Below are 25,673 nucleotides of genomic sequence, written 5' to 3' on the forward strand. Positions count from 1 at the left end.
GGAGGCGTTGACCACGTCATGAACCTGTCCGCTCGTTCGTTCTCCTGCGGGGTCGCGACCATCGCCGTGCTCGGCATCGGCCTGTCGGTCGTCATCGCCGGTCCGGCCCAGGCTGCGCCGTCCGCTCCCTCGTGGGACGACGTGAAGGCGGCCAAGTCGGACGCTGCCGACGCGCAGCAGACGGTCGACGACCTGAGCGCCCGGCTCACCACGCTGCAGGACGCCGCGGACCAGGCCGGCATCGCCGAGCAGCAGGCCGGGCAGGCGTACGCGCTCGCGGCCTCGCAGCAGCAGGAGGCGAAGGACACCCTCACCGACCTGTCCGCGCAGTCGAAGCGCGCGAAGGACAAGGCGGACGACTCGGCCGGTCAGGTCGCCGGGCTCGTGGTCGAGCTCTCCCGGACGGGCGGCGGTGACCTGTCGACGACGATGCTCACCGACGCGTCGGCTTCCCAGGACCTGCTCTACCGCGTCGGCACGATGTCGCACCTGTCCGAGCGGTCCGCCACGATCCTCGCCCAGGCCCGCGCTGACCAGAAGACCGTCGACTCGCTCGCCGCCCAGCAGGCCGCCGCGACGAAGGCGCTCAGCAAGGCCACCAAGACGACGAAGACCGCGTTCGCAACGGCGAACGACGTCTCCGCCGATGCGCAGGCCCGGGTGCAGAAGGAGCAGGACCAGCAGGACACCGTCCTCCGCCAGCTCGCGTACCTGAAGGGCACGAGCGTCGCGACGGAGACCGCCTACTGGAGCGCGCAGCAGGCGAAGGCCGCCGAGGCTGCCCTCGCGGCCCAGACGGCCAGCACCAGCGCCGGCGGCAGCAGCAGCACCCAGGGCGGCGGCACCGGCGGTAGCAGCAGCCAGACCGGCAGCACCGGCGGCAGCAGCAGCCAGACCGGCGGCAACGGCAGCAGCACCCAGACCGGCGGCACCGGCAGCACCCCGGCGAAGCCGAGCACCCCGAGCGCTCCCACGAAGCCGAGCACCCCGAGCACCCCCGCGAAGCCGAGCACCCCCAGCACTCCCGCGAAGCCCAGCACCCCGAGCACCCCGGCGAAGCCGAGCACCCCGCCGGCCACGACGACCCCGACCGTGCCGACCTCGCCGTCGAAGGCCGCCGGCGCCATCGCGTACGCCCGTGCCCAGCTCGGCAAGGCGTACGTCCTCGGCGGCGCGGGCCCGAACACGTGGGACTGCTCCGGTCTGGTGATGATGGCCTACAGCTCGCAGGGCATCGCGACCGGCGGCCACAACGTCGTCTGGCAGTACAACTACTTCGGCTCGATCGGCCGCCTCGTCCCGCTCTCGCAGCGCCAGCCGGGCGACATCCTCTTCTACTCGTCGAACGGCGCCGCCTCAGGCGGTTACCACGACTCGATCTACACCGGCAACGGGATGATGGTCGAGGCCGCGCGACCCGGCGTCGGCGTGGTCGAGCGAGCGGTCTGGACCCCGAGCCAGCTCCTGCCCTACGTCGCCCGCCCGAGCGGTTCCCTGTAGCGGCACGAACACAAGCACGAGCACGAGCACGAGCACGAGCACGAGCACGAGAACGGCGCCCGCCCTCCGGAAGGAGAGCGGGCGCCGTTCGCGTGTGTGCGGAGCGTCAGTGACCAGCGGGCACGTACGCGGCCTGACCGGCCGTGACGATCGCCTCGGCCTCGGCGGCGTCGCCCCAGCCCTCGGCCTTGACCCACTTGTTCGGCTCGAGGTCCTTGTAGCGCTCGAAGAAGTGCGCGATCTCGGCCTTCGTCTGCTCGTCGACGTCCGAGATGTCCTGGATGTGCGCCCAGCGCGGGTCCTTCGCGGGGACCACGAGGACCTTCGCGTCGTTGCCGGCCTCGTCGCTCATCTTGAAGACGCCGACGGGACGGACCTTCACGCCAACACCGGGGAACGTCGGGTACTCGAGGAGCAGCAGGGCGTCCACGGGGTCGCCGTCGTCGGCCAGGGTCTTCTCGAAGAAGCCGTAGTCGGTCGGGTACACGAACGACGTGAACAGCACGCGGTCGAGGTAGACGCGACCGGTCTCGTGGTCCACCTCGTACTTGTTGCGGCTGCCCTTGGGGATCTCGACGACGACGTCGTACGCGGCCATGTCTGCACTCCTGGTGTGTCGGGGGTCTGTCGGTGTATCCGAAAGCGCGGCTAACGTTACCGGGTGAACTCTCCGCGTCCCCGGCTGGATCCCTCGGTCGCCGACACCCGCCGTGCCGTGCGCGACCTGCTCGCCGACGCCCGCGACCAGGCGGTCGTCCGCGACGGCGACCTCGTGCTCGTCGCGTTGAGCGGCGGGCCGGACTCGCTGGCGCTCGCGGCGGCGACCGCGTTCGAGGCGGGCAAGCAGGGGCTGCGGGCCGGGGCGGTGGTCGTCGACCACGCACTCCAGGCGGGCTCCGAGGCGGTGGCGAGCCGTGCCTCCAGGCAGGCATCCGAGCTGAGTCTGGACCCGGTCGTGGTCCGCAGGGTCGACGTCGGTTCCGCTGGTGGTCCGGAAGGCGCAGCCCGGGAGGCCCGTCACGCGTCGATCGCGGAGGTCGCGTCCGCCACCGGTGCCGTCCTCGTGCTCCTGGGACACACCCTGGACGACCAGGCCGAGACGGTGCTCCTCGGCCTGCTGCGCGGCAGCGGGCCGGACAGCCTGTCCGGCATGCAGCCGCTCGCGCGGCGGACCGAGGGCCCGGCCTACGGCCGGCCGCTCCTCGGTGTGCGGCGGCACGTGACCCGACAGGCGTGCGCTGCCGCGGGCCTCGCGCCGTGGCACGACCCGCAGAACGAGGACCCGGCGTACGCGCGGGTGCGGGTGCGGCACGCGCTCATGCCGGTGCTCGAACGGGAGCTCGGAGCCGGGGTCCCAGAGGCCCTGGCGCGGACGGCGGACCAGCTCCGCGAGGACTCCGCAGCCCTGGACCACTTCGCCGAGGAGCTGGCGGAGGACATCGCCGAGCACTCTGAGGCGGGCATCTCGCTCTCCGTCCGGGCGCTCGAGGCGAACCCGCCGGCGCTCCGGCAGCGGCTCGTGCGCCTGGCGGTCGAGAGCGAGTTCGGCGTGACGCTGTCCCGCGTGCAGACGCTCGAGGTCTGCCGGTTGGTGACGGAGTGGAGCGGACAGGGGCCGATCGACCTGCCCGGTGTCCGAGCGTCGCGATCCGGTGACCGCCTGTCGTTCAGTGCCGGTTAGGCTGGACCGGTGGAACTCTCCGACGTCCAGGCAGACCTGTCCGAAGTCCTCTTCACCCCCGAGCAGATCGACGACAAGCTCGCCGAACTCGCGGCGGTCGTCGACGCCGACTACGCGGGCCGCGACCCCTTGCTCGTCGGTGTCCTGAAGGGTGCGGTCATGGTGATGGCCGACTTCTCCCGCCACCTCAAGATGCAGGCGCGGATGGACTGGATGGCGGTGTCGTCCTACGGCTCCGGCACGAAGTCGTCCGGCGTGGTGCGGATCCTCAAGGACCTCGACACCGACCTGCACGGCCGTGACGTGCTCATCGTCGAGGACATCATCGACTCCGGCCTGACGCTGTCGTGGCTCAAGCAGAACCTGCAGTCCCGCGGTGCCGCGAGCGTCGAGATCGTCGCCCTGCTGCGGAAGCCCGAGGCCGCCAAGGTCGAGGTCGACGTGAAGTACGTGGGCTTCGACATCCCCGACGAGTTCGTGGTGGGCTACGGCCTGGACTACGACGAGCGCTACCGCAACCTGCGCGGTGTGGGCGTCCTCGCCCCGCACGTCTACTCCTAGGCGAACCCGGAGTTCGCCCGCAGAGGACACCCATTCTCGCCACAGAATGACGGCCGTATGCTGATCAGCACGCAACTTCGGCAGAGAAAGGTGTCGGGCGCTCTGCCCGGATCACATGGACTTCAAGCGCATCCTTCGCGGGCCGTACATCTACGTGCTGATCGCGATCGTGGGGATCTGGATCGGGTGGGCTGTCATCAGCCAGTCCGGTACCCAGCAGATCGACACGCAGAAGGGGCTCGAGCAGCTCGCCGACGACAAGGTCTCCTCCGTGGTGGTGAACTCCACGGAGCAGCGGGTCGACCTGACCCTCAAGGCGGACGACAAGCAGGAGCAGTTCTACTACTCGACGCCGCGTGGTGAGGACGTCATCACGGCGATCGACAACGCGAACCTCCCCGACGGCTACAACGACACGGTGCAGCAGGGGAACTGGTTCCTGTCGCTCCTCGGTGTCCTGCTGCCGTTCCTGATCATCGGTGCCCTGTTCTGGTTCCTGCTCTCGAGCGCCCAGGGCGGCGGCTCGAAGGTCATGCAGTTCGGCAAGTCCAAGGCCAAGATGAACAACAAGGAGAACCCGCAGGTCTCCTTCTCGGACGTCGCCGGCGCGGACGAGGCGATCGAGGAACTCCACGAGATCAAGGAGTTCCTGAAGGAGCCGGCGAAGTTCCAGGCCGTCGGCGCCAAGATCCCGAAGGGCGTCCTGCTCTACGGCCCTCCCGGAACCGGCAAGACCCTGCTCGCCCGCGCGGTCGCCGGCGAAGCCGGTGTGCCGTTCTACTCGATCTCCGGTTCGGACTTCGTCGAGATGTTCGTCGGTGTCGGTGCGAGCCGTGTCCGTGACCTCTTCGAGCAGGCCAAGGCGAACTCGCCGGCCATCGTCTTCATCGACGAGATCGACGCCGTCGGTCGTCACCGTGGTGCCGGCATCGGCGGTGGCAACGACGAGCGCGAGCAGACGCTCAACCAGCTCCTCGTCGAGATGGACGGCTTCGACGGCAAGACGAACGTCATCCTCATCGCCGCGACGAACCGTCCCGACGTGCTCGACCCCGCGCTCCTGCGTCCCGGCCGCTTCGACCGCCAGATCGGTGTCGACGCCCCCGGTCTCGCCGGCCGCAAGCAGATCCTCGAGGTGCACGCGAAGGGCAAGCCGCTCGCCGCGAGCGTCGACCTCGAGCTCCTCGCCCGCAAGACGCCGGGCTTCACCGGCGCCGACCTGGCGAACGTCCTGAACGAGGCCGCGCTGCTGACCGCACGGTCCAACGCGCAGCTCATCGACAACCGTGCCCTCGACGAGGCCGTCGACCGCGTCATGGCGGGCCCGCAGCGCCGGACCCGGATCATGTCCGACCAGGAACGCCTCATCACCGCGTACCACGAGGGTGGTCACGCCCTGGCAGCAGCGGCGATGCGCCACACCGACCCGGTCACGAAGATCACGATCCTGCCGCGCGGCCGTGCCCTCGGGTACACGATGGTGCTCCCGCTCGAGGACAAGTACTCCGTCACCCGCAACGAGCTCCTCGACCAGCTCACCTACGCCATGGGTGGTCGCGTCGCCGAGGAGATCGTGTTCCACGACCCCACGACGGGCGCCTCGAACGACATCGAGAAGGCCACCGGCACCGCACGCAAGATGGTCACCGAGTACGGCATGAGCCGTGCCGTCGGGTCCGTCAAGCTCGGTTCCGGGTCCAGCGAGCCGTTCGTCGGCCGTGACATGAGCGGCGGGACCAGTCGCGACTACTCGGAGAACATCGCCGAGACCGTCGACGCCGAGACCCGTGCCCTGCTCGAGGCCGCGCACGACGAGGCCTACCAGGTGCTGAACGACAACCGCGACATCCTCGACCGCCTGGCCGGTGAGCTCCTCGAGAAGGAGACGCTCGACGCCCCGGAGCTCGTGGAGATCTTCAAGGACGTCCGCAAGCTGCCGGAGCGCCCGCAGTGGCTCTCCAGCGACAAGCGTCCGGTGAGCAACCTGCCCGCGATCGACGTGCCCGGCAAGGCGGCGAACACCGCGACCGAGTCGAACGACCGCGAGCCGTCGAAGACCCCTCGCCACCGTCCGTTCGGCAACCCGGGTATCGCCCCCGCGTAGGCCGGGATGTCCGACCTGCCGACGCGACGGGAGCGCCGACTCGCCGAGGTGAGCCGTGCGCGCGCCGCCGCTGCCGAACCGGCGACGGTCGCGATCGACCTCCGAGCGCCCCAGCCGGTGCCGGAGATCGTGACCGGCCGTCGTCGGGACCGCGGCGCTCCGACCGAGGAGCGCACCCGGGTGATGGGCATCCTCAACGTCACACCCGACTCGTTCAGTGACGGCGGGCTCCACCAGGCGTACGACGCCGCGGTCGAGCACGCACGCGAGCTCGTCGCCGCTGGTGCCGACCTGATCGACATCGGCGGTGAGTCCACCCGTCCCGGCGCCGACCGCGTACCGGTGCCGGTCGAGCAGGAGCGGGTGCTGCCCGTCGTCCGGGCACTCGTCGCCGAGGGCATCGCCGTCAGCGTCGACACCATGAACGCCGCCACGGCCGAACGTGCGGTCGAGCTCGGGGCCGCGATCGTCAACGACGTGTCCGGCGGGCTCGCCGACCCGGACATGGCCCGTGTCGTGAAGGACACCGGGGCCGGGTTCGTCGTCATGCACTGGCGCGGCCACAGCGACCGCATGTACCGCAACGCCGAGTACGCCCACGCGGTGGAAGAGGTCCGGCGCGAGGTCGAGATGCGCGTCGCCGAGCTCATCGTCCTCGGCGTGCGGCAGGAGCAGGTCGTCATCGACCCGGGCCTCGGCTTCGCGAAGCAGGGGGCGCAGAACTGGGAGATCCTGGCCGGCTACGAGCGCTTCGCCTCGATCGGCCTGCCGGTGCTCGTCGCCGCCTCCCGCAAGCGGTTCCTGGACGGCATCGGCAGCCCCGAGGGCGCTCCGCCGAAGGACCGTGACCTCGCCACCGCCGCCATCAGCCTGCTCGCCGCCGAACGCGGCGCGTGGGGGGTGCGCGTGCACGACCCGGCACCGACCCGTGCCGTGCTCGACGTCTGGGACGCCTGGAGGGCAGCTCGCTCGTGAACGACACCATCCGCCTCGTCGGGGTCCGCGCGCGCGGCCATCACGGGGTCTTCGACCACGAGCGTGCCGACGGCCAGGACTTCGTCGTCGACGTCGCCGTCGAGCTCGACGCCCGCGCGGCCTCGAGCAGCGACGACCTCGACGCCACGGTGCACTACGGCGTCCTCGCCGAGCAGGTCGTCGCCGAGATCGAACGCGACCCGGTCGACCTGATCGAGACCCTCGCCGAGCGCATCGCCGCCGCCGTGCTGACCCACCGCGCCGCCCGCGCCACCGAGGTCACCGTGCACAAGCCGCAGGCACCGATCACCGTGCCGTTCACGGACGTGTCGATCACCATCCGCCGGACGCGCAGCGCCGGTGCCGGTACCGAGGAAGAAGAGTGAGCCGCGTCGTCGTCGCCCTCGGCGCGAACCTCGGCGACCGGGGGAGCACGCTCCGCGCGGCCGCCACGGCGATCGCGGCGTTGCCAGGGGTCCGCCCCGTGGCCTCCAGCCGAGAGGTCGAGTCGGTGGCGGTCACGCTCGACGGCCGCGACGACACGAAGCCCCGGTACCGGAACGCCGTCGTGGTCGTCGACACCGACCTCGAACCGCAGGCGTTCCTCGACGCGCTGCACGGCATCGAGGACGACCACGGTCGCACCCGCGAGGTCCGCTGGGGCGACCGCACCCTCGACCTCGACGTGGTGGCCGTCGACGACCTGGTGGTCGACACCCCGACCCTCACGGTGCCGCACCCGCGCGCCGCCGAGCGTGCGTTCGTGCTCGCGCCCTGGCTCGACGCCGACCCCGCGGCCGTCCTGCCCGGTGCCGGGCCGGTCGCCGACCTGCTCACCGCGCTGGGGGACGACACCGACCGTGTCGACGAGCCGCGCCTCTTCGACGACGCGAGCAGTGCCTCCCGGCCGGAACGGAACGCGACCAGCGCATGAAGCAGACCCGTGTCTCCACGCTCCTGAGCATCGCCGTCGTCACGGCCGTCGCGGGCTTCGCGCTCGACGCGATCCTGGCGTCCCGCCAGGCACCGACGCTCATGCTCGCCGTGCCCCTCGGGATCACGCTGGCGTTCATCGGCATCGCCGTGGTGCTGATGGCGCGACCCGTCCGCCGGCACGCCCGTGACGGCGCCGGACGGGCGCGCCCCGTCGACCCGCTGTACGCGATCCGCGTCGTCGTGCTCGCGAAGGCCTCGAGCATCTGCGGTGCCCTGTTCGGCGGCTTCGCGATCGGCCTGGTCGTGTACCTCCTGACCCGCTCGGTCGTGCCTTCGCTAGGCTCGACCCTGCCGAACGTGATCGCCGTCGGAGGAGCCCTCGTCCTGACCGTCTGTGCGCTCGTGGCAGAGCGCATGTGCATCGCACCCCCGGGTGACGACGACGACCGCGACGACCCCCGGAACGGCACGACCACGGTCGACTGACCCGAGCACACCCCAGGAGGCCCGTGATGCCGCGTGAACGACTCGACGAGCCGGGCCTCGGGCTGACCGGCATCACGTGGACCAGGGTGTCCACGAAGCTCGTGTGGACCGAACTCGTCACGACCCTCCTGATCGGGCTCGTCGTGACCGCCGGCTGCATCATCATCGGGGTCGTCACCGACGGCTTCGGTTCGGCGGCGGGCACCGTCTGGCTGCTCATCGGCATCGCGGTCCTCGTGATCACGCTCATCACCGCCGGTCTCACGCCCCGCCGGGTCCGTGCGATCGGGTACGCCCTGCGCGACGACGACCTCGTGGTCCGGCGCGGCCTGATGTGGCAGCGGTTCACCGCCGTCCCGTACGGCCGCATGCAGCTGGTCGACGTCGCCCGCGGCCCGCTCGACCGCGCACTCGGCATGAGCGAGCTGAAGTTCGTCACCGCCGCCGCCGCGACCAACGTCCGGATCCCCGGCATCCCCTTCACCGACGCCGACGAGCTGCGCGACCGGCTCGTCGAGCTGGCCGAGTCCCGCCGCGCCGGACTCTAGGGGTCCGCGTGACCTTCCGACCCGGTCCCCCGCCCCCGGCACCGCCCACGAAGGGCAACGCCGCGGCCGCCGCGCCCCTGACCGACGGCGAGTGGCACCGGCTGCACCCCCTGACGCCGCTGCTCAAGGGCGGCATCTTCCTCATCGTGATCCTCGGCTACGTGCTGAACAGCCTCCGCGACCAGCTCGTCGAGCTGTTCATCCCCGGGGGCGGCCCGCAGGACGACGGCGACCCCGTGCGGTTCGTCTACGAGCACGGCGCCGTCGGCTGGGTGCTCCTCGGTGTCGCGGTCTTCCTCGTCGTGCTGATCGGCCTGTTCTACCTGTCGTGGCGGATGCACGAGTTCCGGGTCACCGGCGAGATCGTCGAGGTCCGCTCCGGCGTGCTGTTCCGGAACCACCGCAAGGCCCGGCTCGACCGGATCCAGGGCATCAACATCTCGCGGCCGCTCGTCCCGCGGGTGTTCGGCACGGCGAAGCTCGAGATCGCCCAGGCCGGCAACGACGCCAACGTGCAGCTCGCCTACCTCGGGGTGAAGGCCGCCGACGACCTGCGGCAGCGGATCCTCGTGCTGGCCTCCGGGGCGAAGGACGACGACCGCGGCAGTGGTCCGTCGCGGGCGTCGAACGGCATGCTGCAGGACCGCGTCGACGAGATGTTCTCGCCCGAGCTCGACCCCGCTGCCGTGCACGCCACCCGGATCGTCAAGGTCCGGCCCGGCCGACTGATCGCCTCGATGCTGCTCTCCGGCACCACCGTGTTCATCGTGCTCGCCGTCGCGGCGATGATCGTCAGCGTCGCGGTGACCGGCGAGTACGGGATCCTGTTCGGGCTGTTCCCGGCCGTGATCGGCGCCGGCAGCTACTACGTCCGCAAGTTCTCCCGGTCGCTGCAGTACACGATCGCCGAGACCCGCGACGGCATCCGGATCGGCTTCGGACTCGTCTCGACGTCGAACGAGACGCTGCCACCCGGACGCATCCACGCCGTGAGCGTCGCGCAGCCGCTGCTGTGGCGACCGTTCGGCTGGTGGGACATCCGCATCAACCGCGCGACCAGCGCCGGCAACGGAGCGTCGAACAACCAGCAGGTGTCCTCGATCGTCCTGCCCGTCGGCACCACGGCGGACGTCCGCGAGGTCCTCGACATCATCCTGCCCGGCCTGGTCGGCACCGTCGTCGCCGGCCCTGAGGCCTCGCAGGAGGCCCTGCGCGAGGGCTCGGCAGAAGCCGTCAACGTCGTCGACGACAGCCTCACCACCACCGGCGACCGCGGCGGCTTCGTGCACTCCCCGCGCCGGGGCGCGTGGCTCCGACCCTTCGCCTTCCGCCGCAACGGCTACCGGTTCGTCCAGGGCGCCGTGCTGCTCCGGCTCGGCGCCGTCTGGCGGTCGCTCGTGATCGTGCCGCTGCCGCGGGTGCAGAGCGTCAAGGTGGAGCAGGGTCCGCTCGAGCGGGTCCTGCGGCTCGCCACCGCGCACGTGCACACCGTGGCCGGTCCGGTGTCGGCGCGCGTCGGTGCGCTGGACGCGCGGGACGCGCAGCGGCTGTGGTCCGAGACCGCACACCGCGCCGTCGAGGCGGCTGCGGTCGACACGTCCCACCGGTGGCGCGAACGGGAGGCCCGGCCCACCCCCGCGGCGCACGCTGCGGACGCGTGGGGGGCCGTGTCCGGTGCCCCTGCCGGACCGGCGGGGGACCGCGCGACCGGCACCGTGCCTCCTGGCTGGGGTGCCGTCCCGTCGCCGGAGGTCGCACGGTGAGGGCGGGACGTCTCGGGGTCGGCATCATCGGCGCCGGACGGGTCGGACCCGTCCTCGGTGCTGCGCTGGCGAACGCGGAGCACGCCGTCGTCGGCGTGACCGCGGTGTCCGAGGAAGGCCGCGAACGTGCCGAGGCGATGCTGCCCGGTGCTCCCGTGCTCGCGACGCCGGACCTCGTCGAGCGGAGCGAACTCGTGCTGCTCGCGGTGCCGGACGACCAGCTCGCGTCGCTCGTGCAGGGCCTCGCGGACGCCGGCATCTGGCAGCCGGGGCAGCTCGTCGTGCACACCAGCCCGGACCACGGCGTCGGTGTCCTCGCGCCCGCCATGGCCGCCGGTGCCATCCCGCTCGCGATCCACCCCGCGATGGCCTTCACGGGCACGAGTGTCGACCTGTCCAGGCTGCGCGACGCGTACTGCGCCGTCACCGCACCCGGGCCGGTGCTGCCGATCGCGCAGGCCCTCGTGGTGGAGATGGGTGCCGAGCCGTTCGTCGTCGCCGAAGGGGACCGGCCGGCGTACGCGGACGCCGTGCGGGCCGCGGTGAGCTTCTCGACCGCGATCGTGGACCAGTCCGCGGGGACCCTGTCCGGCATCGGCGTCGACCACCCAGGGCGGGTGCTCGGGGCACTCGTCCGGTCCGCCGTGGACAACGCGCTCGCGGCGGCCGACGGGCAGTCGACGTTGTAGGGCGCGGTTCGGGCTCGGCCCGGGCACGGGGAGGACGTCGGGGCCGGGCGCTCGAGCGGTCGAGACTCCCCGCTCAGTTCCGCCGAACGGTCACGACCTGTCGGCTGCGCGTGCTCCGGGCGACAGATTGTGACCGGTGGGCGTGGTGCGGGCGGGGTGTTGTGACCGCGGTCTCGGCCGGCACGGTTCGGGGACGGGACCGCTGCGCGGGTAGCATTTCCCCCGACCCCCACGACCCATCGGAGCCGCACCCGCATGACCGACGAGACCGCCACTACCGACACCGCGATCGCCGACGCCGCCGCACTGGCCGAGCAGGAGACCAGCGAGCAGCGACAGGTCCGGCTCGACAAGCGGGCGAAGCTCCTCGAGTCGGGTATCGAGGCGTACCCCGCCGAGCTGCCGATCACGACGACGATCCCGGCCGTGCGGGCACAGTACGAGCACCTCGAGACCGGCGAGGAGACGCAGGACGTCGTCGGCATCGCCGGTCGCATCGTGTTCTCGCGCAACACCGGCAAGCTCTGCTTCGCGTCGCTGCAGTCCGGTGACGGCTCGCGGATCCAGGCGATGGTGTCGCTGGCCGAGGTCGGTGACGAGTCCCTCGCGCGCTGGAAGGAGTTCGTCGACCTCGGCGACCACGTCTACGTGCACGGCCGGGTGATCTCCTCGCGCCGCGGCGAGCTGTCGATCATGGTCGACGAGTGGGCGATCGCGGCGAAGGCGATCCTGCCGCTGCCGAACCTGCACAACGAACTGAACGAGGAAACGCGGGTCCGCCAGCGGTACCTCGACCTCATCGTCCGCGACGAGGCCCGCGCCACCGTCCGCGCCCGTGCCGCCGTGATGTCGTCGCTCCGCCAGACCTTCACCTCGCACGAGTACCTCGAGGTCGAGACGCCGATGCTGCAGACCCAGCACGGTGGCGCCTCCGCCCGACCGTTCGTCACGCACTCCAACGCGTTCGACACCGAGCTCTTCCTCCGCATCGCGCCGGAGCTCTTCCTGAAGCGCGCCGTCGTCGGTGGCATCGACCGGGTGTTCGAGATCAACCGCAACTTCCGCAACGAGGGCGCGGACTCGTCGCACTCGCCCGAGTTCGCGATGGTCGAGGCCTACCAGGCGTACGGCAACTACGAGCAGATGGCCGACCTGACGCAGGAACTCGTGCAGAACGCCGCACGTGCGGTGACCGGCGGCTCGCTCGAGGTCGCCCTGCCCGACGGCAGCGCCTACGACCTCGGCGGTGAATGGCCCCGGATCGACATGTACGGCTCGCTGTCCGAGGCCGCCGGTCGCGAGATCACGCCCGAGACCCCGCTGGCCGAGCTGCAGGAGCTCGCCGCGGCCGAAGGTGTCGAGGTCGCACACGCCACGCACGGCAAGTACGTCGAAGAGCTCTGGGAGCACTTCGTCATCGACTCGCTCGACCGCCCGACGTTCGTGATGAACTTCCCGGTCGACACCTCGCCGCTGACCCGCGAGCACCGCACCCGCCCCGGCATCGTCGAGAAGTGGGACCTGTACGTCCGCGGCTTCGAACTCGCGACGGCGTACTCCGAGCTCGTCGACCCCGTCGTGCAGCGCGAGCGGTTCGTCGAGCAGGCGAAGCTCGCCGCCGGCGGGGACCCCGAGGCGATGCGCGTCGACGAGGAGTTCCTGCGGGCTCTCGAGCACGCGATGCCGCCGTCGGGGGGCATGGGCATGGGCGTCGACCGCCTGCTCATGGCGATCACCGGCCTCGGGATCCGCGAGACCATCCTGTTCCCGCTCGTCAAGTAGCCGGCACACAGTTCGGCGGCGCCGCGGCGGGGTACGATGCTGCGGTGCCGCATGGAGTCGTGACCGGGATCATCTTCGCCCTGACGCCGACCATCGTCGTCGGCCTCATCTTCTGGTTCGTGATGCGAGCCATCATGCGGGCCGACCGCACCGAGCGTGCCGCGTACGCCAAGGTCGAGGCCGAGGAGCGCGCCCGCTTCGAGCGTGAGCACGGCGTGCCCGCGCCGGCACCCGCCTCCGCCGAGTAGCGAGCAGGCAGCACACCGGCGTCCGCGCCTGCCCGCCAGTCGACGCCCGCGCGCCTGCGGGCCCGCGGCCTGCGCGCCTGTGCGTCAGCCCGCCTGCCCGTCAGTCGATGCCTGCGCGTCGGCACCCCGTCACACGTCGTTCACCTCGACGTCGGTCGACGGGGTGACGATCGACGCCATGCCCATCACACAGCCCTTCACTGGCCGCAGCCTCGTCGGTGACATCGAGAGCGAGTACGACGAGTTCGACCGCGACGCCGATCTCGAGGTGTCCAAGCGCCGGGACGGGTGGCTCGAACCCTCCTGGTGACCCCACCCATTCGGTTTTCGGGGTACGACCACCGGATCGCGCAGATCCGGCCGGACGTACCCCTTTTGCTTGTCCGGAGGGCGCAACGGCCTGGGGTACACGGCCTGAAATGCGCCAGAAACACCCCGGCAACGCCGGAAACATCGCGTCATCCTCTTGATCTGCAGCGATTCGGGGGACCAGACTGCTGGTGTGCTGTACCCCACGGGGGACGGTTCCGATGATGAAGCACGGAGAACCCTGAGAATCGTTCCGATCGGTTTGTGGGGTACACCTCCGGACCGCTTTACTCATCAGCACCCCCAGTGAGCAGCACCCCACGAAGCCACACCGTCGAACGCAGGGAGAAACACCATGACGATCGCAACGGCAGCACCGAGCACCACCCGCCGCGCCACCACCAAGAAGGCAGCGGCATCGAAGACCGCGACCGCCGAGTCCACGACGACCTCCCTCGACACCGAGGTCGAGGCCGACGAGCAGCTCGCCGGCGTCCGTGGCGCATCCGTCGACCAGGTCGGCGACTACCTGCGTCACATCGGTCGGCTCTCCCTCCTCACCGCCGAGGAAGAAGCGCAGATCGCCCGCCGCATCGAGGTCGGGCTGTTCGCTGAGGAGAAGCTCGCGACCGAGAAGGGCCTCGCGAAGACCCTGCAGCGTGAACTCCGCTGGCTCGTCCGCGACGGTGAGCGCGCCAAGGAGCGCATGATCACCTCGAACCTCCGCCTGGTCGTGAGCATCGCGAAGCGCTACTCACAGCGGGGCCTGCCCTTCATGGACGTCATCCAGGAGGGCAACCTCGGCCTGGTCCGTGCGGTCGAGAAGTTCGACTTCACGCAGGGCTACAAGTTCTCGACCTACGCCACCTGGTGGATCCGTCAGGCGATCTCGCGTGGCCTCGCCGACAAGGCCCGCACGATCCGCATCCCGGTCCACACCGTCGAGCTGATCAACAAGATCTCGCGCACCGAGCGCGACCTGACCGTCGACCTCGGCCGTGCGCCGATGCCCGACGAGGTCGCCGCGGAGCTCAGCATGACCGTCGACGAGCTCGTCGACCTCAAGGGCCGCTCGCACGAGCCGGTGTCGATCCACACGGTGGTCGGCGACTCGGACGACAGCGAGCTCGGCGACTTCATCGAGGACGAGGACGCAGCGTCCCCGAACGAGCTCACCGAGACGACGCTCCTGCACCGCGACATCCGCTCGATCGTCGCGGAGCTGCCGAGCGACGAGGCGAACGTGATCCGCATGCGCTACGGCCTCGACGACGACAAGCCGATGACGCTCGACGAGATCTCGAAGATCGTGCACACGACCCGCCAGGCGGTCAGCCGGGTGGAGTCGCGCGCCAAGCTGCGCCTGTTCGCCAAGGCGGTCTCGCAGGACATGCAGCTGTACCTGACCGACTGAGGTCAGCAGGCTTCGGCCGACGCGTTCAGCGTCGGCGCGGGGACCCGGGTCGTTCTGTGGGAAGGCGATCCGGTGGGGTGATGGGACGGCCCGCTCGAGCACTGCTCGAGCGGGCCTTTCGCGTTCCCGGGGGCGTGCGGACGGCCGTCACCGTGCACACGGAGCTCACTGGTCGAGTTCGCGTCCGAGCTTCTGTCGTAGGTCGTTGGGGATGAGCTCGATGAGCTGGTCGGGGCGGACCGGCAGGTCGAGCAGGCTGAGCTTCACCCGTCCGGTGCGGCCGTGCCGCTCGGCGTCCAGGCGGACCACGCTGCCGGCGTCCTTCCGGAGCCGGACGTCGATCTGCGCTCCGGTGGCGACCTCGCCCACGACGAGCCCGTCGACCTCGAGTGCGGCGCTCCTGGTGCCCTCGGCGATGTCGAGTCGGTAGCGCTCGCGGGCGGCGAGGACGACGGAGCGGTCGATGCCCGCCATCGGGGCGACCGGGGTCACGACCGAGCCGGAGAGCGCGGGGGACAGGACAGGGCCGCCCGCGGCGTAGTTGTAGGCGGTGGACCCGGCGGGGGTCGAGGCGACGATGGCGTCGGCGCGGTAGTAGCCGTAGCCGAGGCCACCCACGCTGAGGTCGGCGGAGACCTGTCCGGAGCCGGGGCGCCGGACGACGGTCAGGTCGTTGAACGCCAGGTAGTCGGTGCGGGCCCCGCTCCAGGACAGCCGGGCCTCGAGAGCGTGGTGCGGCTCGAGCTGGTACTCGCCGGCGGAGAGCCGTTCGAGCGCGATCTCGAGTTCGGGCGGCTCGATCTCGACCAGGAACCCGACGTTGCCGTAGTTCACCCCGAGGACGGGCACGGGACGCTTGGCCACGAGTCGCATCGCGCCGAGCATCGTGCCGTCGCCGCCGAGTGCGACGACGAGGTCGACCCGGCCGGTGAAGTCGTCGTCCTCCACGACCTGGATGCCGTTCCCGATGCGCTGCGCGTCGGCACGTCGGGCGATGAGTTCGCCGCGGCCGGACGCGTTCCAGCGCTGCAGGGTCGTGATCGACTCCTGGACGTTCTTGGTCGGGTGGACGACGATGCCGACGACGGGCTGATCCATGCTCGGATGCTACCGATCGGACCCCTCCCGTTCGCTCACTGCGCACATCACGCACTGTGGTCACGCCCACGGCGAACAGGGGCAGCCCCCGGGGGGAGCGCTGGTTACTCTCGAAGTACTTGGCCGGACTCACACGAGACCGGCACAGCGTCGGCTCCAGTCACGAGGGGCCAAGGGAGAGCACATGTTCGAGAGATTCACCGACCGGGCCCGTCGTGTTGTCGTCCTCGCTCAAGAAGAAGCGAAGATGCTCAACCACAACTACATCGGCACCGAGCACATCCTCCTCGGCCTCATCCACGAGGGCGAGGGCGTCGCCGCCAAGGCGCTGGAGTCGCTCGGCATCTCGCTCGATGCCGTCCGCGAGCAGGTCCAGGACATCATCGGGCAGGGCCAGCAGCAGCCGACCGGGCACATCCCGTTCACGCCGCGCGCCAAGAAGGTGCTCGAGCTGTCCCTGCGCGAGGCGCTGCAGCTCGGCCACAACTACATCGGCACCGAGCACATCCTGCTCGGCCTGATCCGCGAGGGCGAGGGCGTCGCAGCCCAGGTGCTGGTCAAGCTCGGCGCCGACCTGAACCGGGTCCGCCAGCAGGTCATCCAGCTCCTGTCCGGCTACCAGGGCAAGGAAGCGGTCGCCGTCGGCGGCGAGCAGCAGCAGAACACGCAGCAGGGTTCGCAGGTCCTCGACCAGTTCGGTCGGAACCTCACTCAGGCCGCGCGTGACGGCAAGCTCGACCCCGTCATCGGGCGCGAGAAGGAGATGGAGCGGGTCATGCAGATCCTCTCCCGCCGCTCCAAGAACAACCCCGTCCTGATCGGTGAGCCCGGCGTCGGCAAGACCGCCGTCGTCGAGGGTCTCGCCCAGGCGATCGTCAAGGGCGACGTGCCCGAGACGCTGAAGGACAAGCAGCTCTACTCCCTCGACCTCGGGTCGCTCATCGCCGGTTCCCGCTACCGCGGTGACTTCGAGGAGCGCCTCAAGAAGGTCACGAAGGAGATCCGCACCCGCGGCGACATCATCGTCTTCATCGACGAGATCCACACGCTGGTCGGTGCCGGTGCTGCCGAGGGTGCGATCGACGCAGCCTCGATCCTCAAGCCGCTCCTCGCCCGCGGTGAGCTCCAGACCATCGGTGCCACCACGCTCGACGAGTACCGCAAGCACTTCGAGAAGGACGCCGCACTCGAGCGTCGCTTCCAGCCGGTGCAGGTCAACGAGCCGTCGCTGCCCCACGCGATCAACATCCTCAAGGGTCTGCGCGACAAGTACGAGGCGTTCCACAAGGTGTCCATCACCGACGGCGCGATCGTCGCCGCGGCGAACCTGGCGGACCGCTACGTGCAGGACCGCTTCCTGCCGGACAAGGCCATCGACCTGATCGACGAGGCCGGCGCTCGCCTGCGTCTGTCGATCCTGTCGGCGCCGCCGGAGCTCCGCGAGTTCGACGAGAAGATCTCCACGGTCCGCGGGTCGAAGGAAGCCGCCATCGAGGAGCAGGACTTCGAGAAGGCCGCGAGCCTGCGCGACGAGGAGAAGAAGCTCCTCGGCGAGCGTCTCCGCCTCGAGAAGCAGTGGCGTGCGGGTGACGTCGCCGCGTCCGGCACCGTCGACGAGGGCATCATCGCCGAGGTCCTGGCCCAGGCCACGGGCATCCCGGTGTTCAAGCTCACCGAAGAGGAGACCTCGCGTCTCGTCTTCATGGAGAAGGCACTGCACGAGCGCGTCATCGGTCAGGAAGAGGCCATCTCGGCCCTGTCCAAGACCATCCGCCGTACCCGTGCCGGCCTGAAGGACCCGAACCGTCCCTCCGGCTCGTTCATCTTCGCCGGCCCCACGGGCGTCGGGAAGACCGAGCTCGCCAAGGCCCTTGCCGAGTTCCTGTTCGACGACGAGGGTGCGCTGATCTCCCTCGACATGTCGGAGTTCGGTGAGAAGCACACCGTCTCGCGCCTGTTCGGTGCCCCTCCCGGGTTCGTCGGGTTCGAAGAGGGCGGCCAGCTCACCGAGAAGGTGCGCCGCAAGCCGTTCTCCGTGGTCCTCTTCGACGAGATCGAGAAGGCCCACCCGGACATCTTCAACTCGCTGCTGCAGGTGCTCGAGGAAGGCCGTCTCACCGACGGTCAGGGTCGCGTCGTCGACTTCAAGAACACCGTCATCATCATGACCACGAACCTCGGTTCGCAGGGCATCGCTGGTGGCCCGGTGGGCTTCCAGGTCGAGGGCGACTCCGGCATCGGCTACGACCGCATGCGCTCGAAGGTGAACGAGGAGCTCAAGAAGCACTTCAAGCCCGAGTTCCTGAACCGTGTCGACGACACGATCGTGTTCCCGCAGCTGTCGCAGCCCGAGCTGCTCCAGATCGTGGACCTGTTCGTGAAGCGTCTCGCCGACCGTCTGCTCGACCGCGACATGACGGTGGAGCTCACGCTCCCCGCCAAGGAGCAGCTCATCAAGGTCGGGTTCGACCCCGCCCTCGGTGCCCGCCCCCTGCGTCGCGCGATGCAGCACGAGGTCGAGGACCAGCTGTCCGAGCACATCCTGCAGGGTGAGCTCACCGCTGGCGACCACGTGAAGGTCGACTTCGTCGACGGTGCGTTCCACTTCGAGACCGGGCGTCAGCCCGGCCGTGAAGAGGTCCTCGCCGGTGCGCCGACGCTCGAGAAGGCGCCCGAGGCGCCGCAGGGCGAGATCGAGTCCTAGACCCGACCACCAGACAGACGGGAGGCCCGGTGCCAGCTGGCACCGGGCCTCCCGTCTGTCCTGTTCTTGCGTTCTCCGTCCGGACCTACGCCTGCACGTCGCCGCGCCACCCGGAATCGGTGGGCGCGTTCTCGACACGCTCCTTGTAGTTCTGCAGGTCCTTCTTGATGGCGTGGCCACCGATGCCGACCGCGGAGCCGAGCTTCTCGAGCAGGCCGGAGGGCTGCCAGTCGATCTGCGCGGTCACACGCGTCTCACTGTCGGAGAGCTTGTGGAAGGTCACGACGCCGGCGTGGTCGGTCTCGCCGTCCTTGACGGTCCAGGCGACCCGCTCGTCGGGGTGCTGCTCGGTGATGACGGCGCGGAAGTCGCGCTCCTGGCCGGCGACCTTCACGGTCCAGTCGGTGGTCTTGTCGTCCACCTGGACGATCTTCTCGACCTCGTCGAGGAACGTGGGGAACTCCTCGAATCGGGTCCACTGGTCGTAGGCCTGGCGGACGGGGACGTTGACGTCGACGGTTTCGATGATCTGAGGCATGCTCCCGACGGTAGGCGGCGGCACATGTGCACCGTCCAGCGGCCTGTCCCCCGGAGCGCACTAGGGTGGTCGAGATGACAGAGCACGGGAAGCACGCGTTCCACGAACGTGACGAGCACGGCATCCTCGTGCGTCCGGCACTCGCCTCGGACGTGCCGCACATCCAGCGCCTCATCGCCCCCTACGTCGACCGGCGCATCCTGCTCGGCAAGGAGAACGTCGCCCTGTACGGCTCGATCCAGCAGTTCCGGATCGCCGAGGGGCCGGACGGTGTGCCGATCGGGTGCGGTGCCCTCGCCGTCTTCTGGGACGACATCGCCGAGGTGCGCACGCTCGCCCTCGACGCGAACTGGATCCACAAGCGCGTCGGACACCGGCTGCTCGAGGGGCTGGAGCACGACGCCCGCGAGCTCGGGGTGGCGCGGATCTTCTGCCTGACGTTCGAGGTCGACTTCTTCGCGAAGCACGGGTACCTCGAGATCGGCGAGAGCGTCGTTTCGCCCGACGTCTACGCCGAACTCGTGCGGTCGTCGGACGAAGGGGTCGCGGAGTTCCTCGACCTCGCGCGGGTCAAGCCGAACACCCTCGGCAACACCCGCATGCTGAAGATCCTCTGACGCTTTCGGGTTCCACCCGCGGGGTTCCCGCCTGCGGCTCGCACCGTTGTCTACCCTGTGCGCATGTCGTCGTTCCGCCACCCCGTCGGGCCCGAGAAGCCGGTCGTGTACTGGCGTCGTCGCGCCACCGTCCTCGGGGCGCTCGTGATCATCGTCGTGGTCGTCGTGCTCATCGTCGTGGGGCGGGGGAGTGGGGCGACGTCGGCGGCAGCACCGACGTCATCGCCGTCGGCGTCTTCGCAGTCCTCGCAGTCCTCGCAGTCCTCGCCGTCCGCTTCGACGCCGGCCGGCAGCGCCACGCGGACCGCCACGGCGAAGCCGTCGCAGGCCTCCGCCGCGGACGGCTCGACGTGCAGCAAGGACCAGGTCGTACTGACGCCGGTGCTCGACAAAGAGGCCTACGGGCCGACCGAGGACCCGAAGATCGCGATGTCGATCAAGAACTCCGGCACGAACTCGTGCCACCTCGACCTCGGCTCGTCGCAGCAGGTGCTGACGATCAGCTCGGGCGAGGAGCAGTACTGGTCATCGAAGGACTGCCAGACGGGCGGCACGAACCAGGACGTCACGATCAAGGCCGGGCAGACGCTGACCACGCCGTCGATCGCGTGGGACCGCACCCGGTCATCGACGAGCACGTGCGACTCGTCGCGGCCGTCGGTCACCGCCGGGGGAGCGAGCTACCACCTGCAGGTCGCCGTGGGGAACCTGGAGTCGAAGAGCTCGGTGCAGTTCATCCTGCAGTAGGTCGGGCGTCACGGGCGCGGCGGCGGGGGGTGCGTGGTGGGTTCGTGGTGGTGGATTCGTGGTGCGGACGCGTTCTGCACAACCAAAGTCCGTTCGCGCCGTGCGATCGCGCGGTTCCGGGACACGTTGGTTGTGCGGGAGCAGCTCGCGCTGCTGAGCGCACCGGACCCCGGGAACAGCAAACGGCCCCGCCGTCCGAAGACGACGGGGCCGTTCGAAGCTGATGTGATCAGCCGAGGACGGTGATGTTCTCCGCCTGCGGGCCCTTGCGACCCTCGGTGATGTCGAACTCCACCTTCTGGTTCTCCTCGAGCGACTTGTAGCCGTTGCCAGCAATCGCGGAGAAGTGCGCGAAGACGTCAGCGCTTCCGTCGTCCGGGGCGATGAAGCCGAAGCCCTTTTCGTTGTTGAACCACTTGACGGTACCGGTAGATGCCATGATGGCGTTTCCTTAGCTTTCTTGCTTCCGCCATGGTGCGATCGCACCTGCGGAGCCCCGACGTACGTCGACGGGGGTGATGCGCCACGCGGGCAGGTGCCGGCGGGACGGGTTCGGGGTCAGGCCGAAGCCAGTGACCCTGGTAGCCCGAGTTGAGGGGCAAACCACCTCGCCCGGACGTTGAGCGCCGCCGAAGCGGTTTCACCAGGCTAGCGTGCTCAGGCCCGATCGGCTAGGTGGGAGCCGCAGAACGGCGAAATCTGATGAAATTGATCAGATGGCAGACAAGGAACAGCGCTTCCGGAGCGAGCAGCTCGAGGAAGCCCTCGCGAAGCAGGACGTGGCTGCGGTGGCGTTCGCGCTGCGCAACGACATCGTGATCGTCCCCCGGCTCGTGACCGGCAAGAAGGACATGCAGGTGCGGGTGTTCGGCCGCGAGGGCTCGGACAAGCGCATCCTGCTGCTGTTCTCGTCCGCCGACGCCTACACGGCGATGGTGCCGGACGAGAAGATCCGGCAGGTCATGGTCTACGACGGGCCGCGGCTCGAAGAGTTCCTGGCGGCCCACCTGGACATGCTCGAGGGCGTGTTCTTCGACATCGCGGGGCCGCACACGATGCAGGCGACGCCCGAGGACCTCTTGGCCGCATTGCGCGCCTAGGTACTCACCGTCGAGTCGGTTGCCGGTCGTCCTGCTCGTCAGAAGGCGCGGTCGAGTTCGCGCTCGCGTGCCGACTGCGTCATGGAGAACGCCACCCGGAGCGCTTCGCGCAGGTGACCGGAGTCCGCCCCGAGGACGGTGGTGAACCCGAGCCGTGATGCCTCGCTCACCCGCTGCTTCGTCCCCGTGGCCGGTCGGATCTCGCCGGCGAGGCTGATCTCGCCCACCGCCGCGAGCGTGTGCGGGTACGGACGATCGCGTGCCGCACTCGCCAGTGCCAGGGCGATCGCGAGGTCGGCCCCCGGCTCGGTCAACTTCATACCGCCGACCGTCGACACGTAGACGTCCGCATCGGAGAGCTTCAGCCCGGCACGCCGTTCGAGCACCGCGAGCAGCATCGCCACCCGTGAAGCGTCGACGCCGTTCACGACCCGGCGTGGCTGCGGCGCCGAACTCGGGACGATGAGGGCCTGCACCTCGACCGGGAGCGCGCGACGCCCCTCGAGCGCCACGGTGACGCAGGTGCCGGACACCGGTGTCGCGTTCTTCGACATGAAGAGCCCGCTGGGGTCGGGGACCTCGTGGATGCCGTCGCCGCCCATGTCGAAGCAGCCGACCTCGTCCGTCGGGCCGAACCGGTTCTTCAGGGCGCGGACGAAGCGCAGCGCGGTCTGTCGGTCGCCCTCGAAGTGGCAGACGACGTCGACCAGGTGCTCGAGCAGACGAGGACCCGCGATGGTGCCGTCCTTCGTGACGTGCCCGACGATGAGGACGGGGAGAGCCCGGTCCTTCGCGATGCGGATCAGGGTCGACGCGACCTCTCGCACCTGGGAGGTGCCACCGGCGATGCCGTCGATCGAGCTGGACGAGATGGTCTGCACGGAGTCCGCGATGAGCAGGTCGGGCTGGACCTGGTCGATCTGGCCGATGATGACACCGAGGTCCACCTCGCTCGCCAGGTAGAGGTCGTCGTGCATCGCTCCGGTGCGCTCGGCGCGGAGCCGGACCTGGTCGACGGACTCTTCCGCGCTGACGTAGAGCACGCGCTTGCCCGACGCCGCGGCGCGCGAGGCGACCTCGAGCAGCAGGGTGGACTTGCCGACACCGGGCTCACCGGAGAGCAGGACGGCAGCGCCGGGGACGACCCCGCCGCCCAGGACGCGGTCGAACTCGCCGATGCCGGTCTGCCAGCGCTGCACCGAGGTGCCACGGGCTTCGGTGATCGGACGTGCCGCCCGGGCGCCCGTGACCGCCACGGCTGCGGTGCCGCGCGTGCTCGCGGAGGCAGCGGACGAGTCCTCGACCGAGCCCCACGTCTGGCACTCGCCGCACCGGCCGACCCACTTGACGCTGGTCCAGCCGCACTCGGTGCAGCGGTAGAGGGATTGCGGGCGCGCCATGTCGTCGAGGCTAGGCCGTGCCGCCGACATCGCCGGAGCGGTGCACCGGCTCGTCGGGCAGGGCGATCGAACCGGTCATGCGGTTCCGGAGCCGTCCCACCGGGCCCGGTCGTGACGCGTGGTCCAGCGCCTCGGCGCCGTCGGTGTCCTGCTCCGCGCGGGCGTTCGCCACGGCCCCGGCTTCACGCCCGAGCGTCTCGGCCTCGCGCACGGACAGGTAGTGCCGGATCGCGGCGACCGTGTCCACCCGGGCGTCGACCGCGGGTTCGAAGGCGCTCGCCCAGATCTCGTAGCCACGGTCGTTCGGGTGGAACAGGTCGCCGTAGCTGTTGAAGAACGTCCGCCGCAGACCCACCCGCTTCGTGATGGTGTGCAGCGGTGCCACCGTGAGGCCGAACTCGTCGGCTACCCGGTGCACGATCTCGTTCGCCACGGCGACCTTGCGCTCACGGTCCGGCACGAACATGCACGGCAGCTCCGCCACCACGGCGTGCGACGGGACCGCGCCGTAGATCGCCCGGATGTTGCGCTCGAACTTGTCCGGGTCGAAGTCGGCGATGTCGTTCGCCCCGATCGAGACCGTGCAGATGTCGGGCGCGTAGTGCCGCAGCTTCGGTAGCTGATCCCGCTTCGCACCCCAGGTCGTCGAGCCCGAGACGCTGAGGTTCACCACCCGCACCGACTCGTGCGAGCGGTGCCGGATCCGACGTGCGAGCAGCCCGACGTACCCACGGGAGGGTGCCGTCGCGCCGACCCCCTGTGCTGCCGAGTCGCCGATCGCCACGTACAGGAGCTGTCCCTCGTGCTGCTGCCGCTCGTGCCACCAATCGGCGTGGATCGGCAGCATGTCGACCACGCGTTGTGCGGCGGCGCGTTGGCCCTTGACGCCGGCGCGGGCACCGACGGCCGCGGCGCCGACGACGCCGAGGCCCCCGAGGACGGACGTCAGGAGTGCGATGAGCGTGCGGGACTTCATGCCGAGGACGGTACGCCCGCTCGTCGAGTCCGCGACCTGGGTCGCCTGTGGGTGTGGGAAGAGCCCTGGGGGTGACCGCCTGTGGAGGGGGAGGCGATCTCGGGTGGCGTGACGGGCCTCCCGGATCGTGTAAACTCTCTCCCGGTACCGTGTCCGAGCGGCCGAAGGATCATGTCTCGAAAACATGTGTGGGGGCAACTCCACCGTGGGTTCAAATCCCACCGGTACCGCCAAGATCAAGAGCCCCAGAGCCCCGTCATTACGGAACTCTGGGGTTCTTGCGGTTTACCCGCCTGGTTACGCCGGTAGCTGAGCTTCTCGTACCAGGACAAGCGGCCCGAGCTGCGCGTCGAGGGCGGGCTGGTCCGACCCCGCGTCGAGAAGCTCATCGTCGGTGGCGACCGCACGAAGCTCGTCGACGGGGTGCTCCGTCAGGTGTCGCTCGTCAATGACGTGTTCGGTCAGCAGGTGGGCGCCGTCCCCGTGACCGGCGCGCTCTGCTTCGTCGACGCTGACTGGCCCATGTTCGGCGGCTCGTTCCGCACTCGTGGCGTCGAAGTCCTCTGACCGAGAAGCTCGTGAAGCTGCTCGCCGCGGCGGACGGCCCGGTCGATGTTGCCCCGGTCGGAGCAAGGACGGCACATACCGGTCCGAGAACAGCGACAAGGCTCGTGTCGACGCCGCGCAGAAGGAAGCCCAAGGGCTCCAGGAAGTCGGCAAGAAGCTCGGCGCCGAAGTCGACACCACCAAGGTCAAGGCCAGCGTCGACGGGGTACGCAACGGCCGCATCTACGATGGCCTGGTGAAGAAGCCCGACGGCACCTACGCCGGCATCGAGATCAAGAGCGGTACCGCGAGCCGGACCGCCGCGCAACGGGCGTTCGACACCGCTGTCAGCCCCGACAACCCAGCCATCGCGACCCTCAACGGCAAGATCATCAAGATCACCGAGGTCATCGAGCAGAAAGTACCCTGAGACCGATGTTCGTCATGACCACCAACTCCGAGTTCGGCATGCGGCTGACGGACAGCTTCCGGCCCTACCGGGACCAGATCCGCTTCAACCTCGGCCAACTCGACAACGGCGAGGCCTGGGCGTACCAGCTGTGGTTCGTTCCGGACAGCGCGGGTTGGCCCGACGCGCCCGGCTACTCGGACGCCGACTGGGACAGTCGGTACATCCAGGCCGGCGGCAGCGCCGACCGCATGAGCGTCGAGATCCAGCGTGTCGAGAACGGCGAGCTTCGCCACTACGTCATCGGCCGAGCGCACGACCTCGACGAAGCGCTGACTGACGTGGTCAATGTCGCGGGCACCGACCACCCGGTTCATCCGGCTGAGGTGTTCGACGCCGACGAGGCGACTGAGATCTTCTTCCACTACTTCGGCGACAGCGGCACGGTGCCCGACGGGTACGTGCTGCGCCGCCTCGACTTGTCGTAGCGGTCGAATCCTGCCGCGGCACCGGGCGGCAGCGCGACGGGCACCTGATCGGTC

General features: G+C 69.8%; 27 protein-coding genes and 1 tRNA gene. 22 read left to right on the forward strand and 6 right to left on the reverse strand.

Translation table 11 applies throughout. The annotated features are described in order from the left end of the window. Positions 1–18: 18 nt before the first annotated feature. The gene (locus EDF19_RS08960; RefSeq protein WP_123680523.1) at positions 19–1,500 is read left to right on the forward strand and encodes an NlpC/P60 family protein; all 1,482 of its coding nucleotides are present in this window, start codon (positions 19–21) and stop codon (positions 1,498–1,500) included. Between the two features lie 106 nt (positions 1,501–1,606). Here EDF19_RS08960 and EDF19_RS08965 read toward each other — a convergent pair whose 3' ends face one another. Beyond that, the gene (locus EDF19_RS08965) at positions 1,607–2,098 is read right to left on the reverse strand and encodes an inorganic diphosphatase (RefSeq protein WP_070417329.1); all 492 of its coding nucleotides are present in this window, start codon (positions 2,096–2,098) and stop codon (positions 1,607–1,609) included. Between the two features lie 63 nt (positions 2,099–2,161). Between EDF19_RS08965 and tilS the strand changes: the two genes are divergently transcribed. The 14 genes from tilS to EDF19_RS09030 all read left to right on the forward strand — a co-directional run bounded on the left by tilS (position 2,162) and on the right by EDF19_RS09030 (position 14,996). Then, a complete protein-coding gene (gene tilS / locus EDF19_RS08970; RefSeq protein WP_123680524.1) occupies positions 2,162–3,181 on the forward strand; it encodes a tRNA lysidine(34) synthetase TilS in 1,020 nt (339 codons plus the stop codon). A 9-nt stretch (positions 3,182–3,190) separates the two neighbouring features. Further along, the gene (gene hpt, locus EDF19_RS08975; RefSeq protein ID WP_111086933.1) at positions 3,191–3,742 is read left to right on the forward strand and encodes a hypoxanthine phosphoribosyltransferase; all 552 of its coding nucleotides are present in this window, start codon (positions 3,191–3,193) and stop codon (positions 3,740–3,742) included. A 115-nt stretch (positions 3,743–3,857) separates the two neighbouring features. Next, positions 3,858–5,846, forward strand: coding sequence for an ATP-dependent zinc metalloprotease FtsH (gene ftsH, locus EDF19_RS08980; protein WP_123680525.1), 1,989 nt, complete (start codon positions 3,858–3,860; stop codon positions 5,844–5,846). Positions 5,847–5,852: 6 nt separating this feature from the next. Further along, positions 5,853–6,821, forward strand: a complete 969-nt coding sequence (gene folP, locus EDF19_RS08985; protein WP_221180636.1) for a dihydropteroate synthase — start codon at positions 5,853–5,855, stop codon at positions 6,819–6,821. Beyond that, complete coding sequence (folB, locus tag EDF19_RS08990) at positions 6,818–7,207, forward strand: dihydroneopterin aldolase (protein ID WP_123680526.1); 390 nt, start codon at positions 6,818–6,820, stop codon at positions 7,205–7,207. Before folP ends, folB begins: the two co-directional genes overlap by 4 nt. Further along, positions 7,204–7,755 (forward strand): 2-amino-4-hydroxy-6-hydroxymethyldihydropteridine diphosphokinase, encoded by a 552-nt coding sequence (folK, locus tag EDF19_RS08995; RefSeq protein WP_123680527.1) that lies wholly within the window; start codon positions 7,204–7,206, stop codon positions 7,753–7,755. The genes folB and folK overlap by 4 nt, the downstream gene beginning before the upstream one ends. Continuing rightward, positions 7,752–8,243, forward strand: a complete 492-nt coding sequence (locus EDF19_RS09000; protein WP_123680528.1) for a DUF3180 domain-containing protein — start codon at positions 7,752–7,754, stop codon at positions 8,241–8,243. The genes folK and EDF19_RS09000 overlap by 4 nt, the downstream gene beginning before the upstream one ends. A 26-nt stretch (positions 8,244–8,269) precedes the next feature. Further along, positions 8,270–8,791: a PH domain-containing protein gene (locus tag EDF19_RS09005; RefSeq protein ID WP_123680529.1), complete on the forward strand. Its 522-nt coding sequence runs from the start codon at positions 8,270–8,272 to the stop codon at positions 8,789–8,791. Between the two features lie 8 nt (positions 8,792–8,799). Then, a complete protein-coding gene (locus EDF19_RS09010) occupies positions 8,800–10,554 on the forward strand; it encodes a PH domain-containing protein (RefSeq protein WP_123680530.1) in 1,755 nt (584 codons plus the stop codon). Beyond that, a complete protein-coding gene (locus EDF19_RS09015; protein ID WP_260217042.1) occupies positions 10,551–11,243 on the forward strand; it encodes a Rossmann-like and DUF2520 domain-containing protein in 693 nt (230 codons plus the stop codon). Before EDF19_RS09010 ends, EDF19_RS09015 begins: the two co-directional genes overlap by 4 nt. Before the next feature lie 255 nt (positions 11,244–11,498). Continuing rightward, positions 11,499–13,025: a lysine--tRNA ligase gene (gene lysS / locus EDF19_RS09020; protein WP_123680531.1), complete on the forward strand. Its 1,527-nt coding sequence runs from the start codon at positions 11,499–11,501 to the stop codon at positions 13,023–13,025. Positions 13,026–13,069: 44 nt separating this feature from the next. Beyond that, the gene (locus EDF19_RS09025; protein ID WP_111086942.1) at positions 13,070–13,273 is read left to right on the forward strand and encodes a hypothetical protein; all 204 of its coding nucleotides are present in this window, start codon (positions 13,070–13,072) and stop codon (positions 13,271–13,273) included. A gap of 178 nt (positions 13,274–13,451) precedes the next feature. Then, a complete protein-coding gene (locus EDF19_RS19375) occupies positions 13,452–13,583 on the forward strand; it encodes a hypothetical protein (RefSeq protein WP_260217043.1) in 132 nt (43 codons plus the stop codon). Positions 13,584–13,937: 354 nt separating this feature from the next. Then, positions 13,938–14,996, forward strand: coding sequence for a sigma-70 family RNA polymerase sigma factor (locus EDF19_RS09030; protein ID WP_123680532.1), 1,059 nt, complete (start codon positions 13,938–13,940; stop codon positions 14,994–14,996). Between the two features lie 165 nt (positions 14,997–15,161). On the opposite strand, the gene EDF19_RS09035 is transcribed toward EDF19_RS09030, so the two are convergent. Next, positions 15,162–16,094, reverse strand: coding sequence for an NAD(+)/NADH kinase (locus EDF19_RS09035; RefSeq protein ID WP_123680533.1), 933 nt, complete (start codon positions 16,092–16,094; stop codon positions 15,162–15,164). 184 nt (positions 16,095–16,278) lie between these two features. On the opposite strand from EDF19_RS09035, the gene EDF19_RS09040 reads away from it, so the two are divergent. Then, positions 16,279–18,798 (forward strand): ATP-dependent Clp protease ATP-binding subunit, encoded by a 2,520-nt coding sequence (locus EDF19_RS09040; RefSeq protein WP_123680534.1) that lies wholly within the window; start codon positions 16,279–16,281, stop codon positions 18,796–18,798. A gap of 85 nt (positions 18,799–18,883) precedes the next feature. On the opposite strand, the gene EDF19_RS09045 is transcribed toward EDF19_RS09040, so the two are convergent. Further along, the gene (locus tag EDF19_RS09045) at positions 18,884–19,336 is read right to left on the reverse strand and encodes an SRPBCC family protein (RefSeq protein WP_123680535.1); all 453 of its coding nucleotides are present in this window, start codon (positions 19,334–19,336) and stop codon (positions 18,884–18,886) included. A gap of 74 nt (positions 19,337–19,410) precedes the next feature. Between EDF19_RS09045 and EDF19_RS09050 the strand changes: the two genes are divergently transcribed. Next, complete coding sequence (locus EDF19_RS09050) at positions 19,411–19,953, forward strand: amino-acid N-acetyltransferase (protein ID WP_185022753.1); 543 nt, start codon at positions 19,411–19,413, stop codon at positions 19,951–19,953. A 63-nt stretch (positions 19,954–20,016) separates the two neighbouring features. Beyond that, positions 20,017–20,700 (forward strand): hypothetical protein, encoded by a 684-nt coding sequence (locus tag EDF19_RS09055; protein WP_123680536.1) that lies wholly within the window; start codon positions 20,017–20,019, stop codon positions 20,698–20,700. A gap of 229 nt (positions 20,701–20,929) precedes the next feature. On the opposite strand, the gene EDF19_RS09060 is transcribed toward EDF19_RS09055, so the two are convergent. Continuing rightward, positions 20,930–21,139 (reverse strand): cold-shock protein, encoded by a 210-nt coding sequence (locus EDF19_RS09060; RefSeq protein ID WP_017887662.1) that lies wholly within the window; start codon positions 21,137–21,139, stop codon positions 20,930–20,932. A gap of 277 nt (positions 21,140–21,416) precedes the next feature. On the opposite strand from EDF19_RS09060, the gene EDF19_RS09065 reads away from it, so the two are divergent. Continuing rightward, a complete protein-coding gene (locus EDF19_RS09065) occupies positions 21,417–21,800 on the forward strand; it encodes an SseB family protein (protein ID WP_123680537.1) in 384 nt (127 codons plus the stop codon). 38 nt (positions 21,801–21,838) lie between these two features. Here the strand turns inward: EDF19_RS09065 and radA are convergent, their stop codons facing one another. Further along, positions 21,839–23,200 (reverse strand): DNA repair protein RadA, encoded by a 1,362-nt coding sequence (radA, locus tag EDF19_RS09070; RefSeq protein WP_185022754.1) that lies wholly within the window; start codon positions 23,198–23,200, stop codon positions 21,839–21,841. Between the two features lie 10 nt (positions 23,201–23,210). Further along, complete coding sequence (locus tag EDF19_RS09075; RefSeq protein WP_185022755.1) at positions 23,211–24,176, reverse strand: SGNH/GDSL hydrolase family protein; 966 nt, start codon at positions 24,174–24,176, stop codon at positions 23,211–23,213. Between the two features lie 143 nt (positions 24,177–24,319). Between EDF19_RS09075 and EDF19_RS09080 the strand changes: the two genes are divergently transcribed. The 3 genes from EDF19_RS09080 (at position 24,320) to EDF19_RS09095 (ending at position 25,619) form a co-directional block, all read left to right on the forward strand. Continuing rightward, a tRNA-Ser gene (locus EDF19_RS09080) sits at positions 24,320–24,409 on the forward strand. A 569-nt stretch (positions 24,410–24,978) separates the two neighbouring features. Next, positions 24,979–25,152, forward strand: a complete 174-nt coding sequence (locus EDF19_RS19290) for a hypothetical protein (RefSeq protein ID WP_221180637.1) — start codon at positions 24,979–24,981, stop codon at positions 25,150–25,152. Positions 25,153–25,157: 5 nt separating this feature from the next. Further along, positions 25,158–25,619 carry a hypothetical protein gene (locus EDF19_RS09095; protein WP_123680541.1) on the forward strand — a complete coding sequence of 154 codons (462 nt, stop codon included), beginning with the start codon at positions 25,158–25,160 and terminating at the stop codon, positions 25,617–25,619. Positions 25,620–25,673 lie beyond the last annotated feature (54 nt).

The sequence above is a fragment of the Curtobacterium sp. PhB115 genome (genome assembly GCF_003752025.1).
Lineage (GTDB): Bacteria > Actinomycetota > Actinomycetes > Actinomycetales > Microbacteriaceae > Curtobacterium.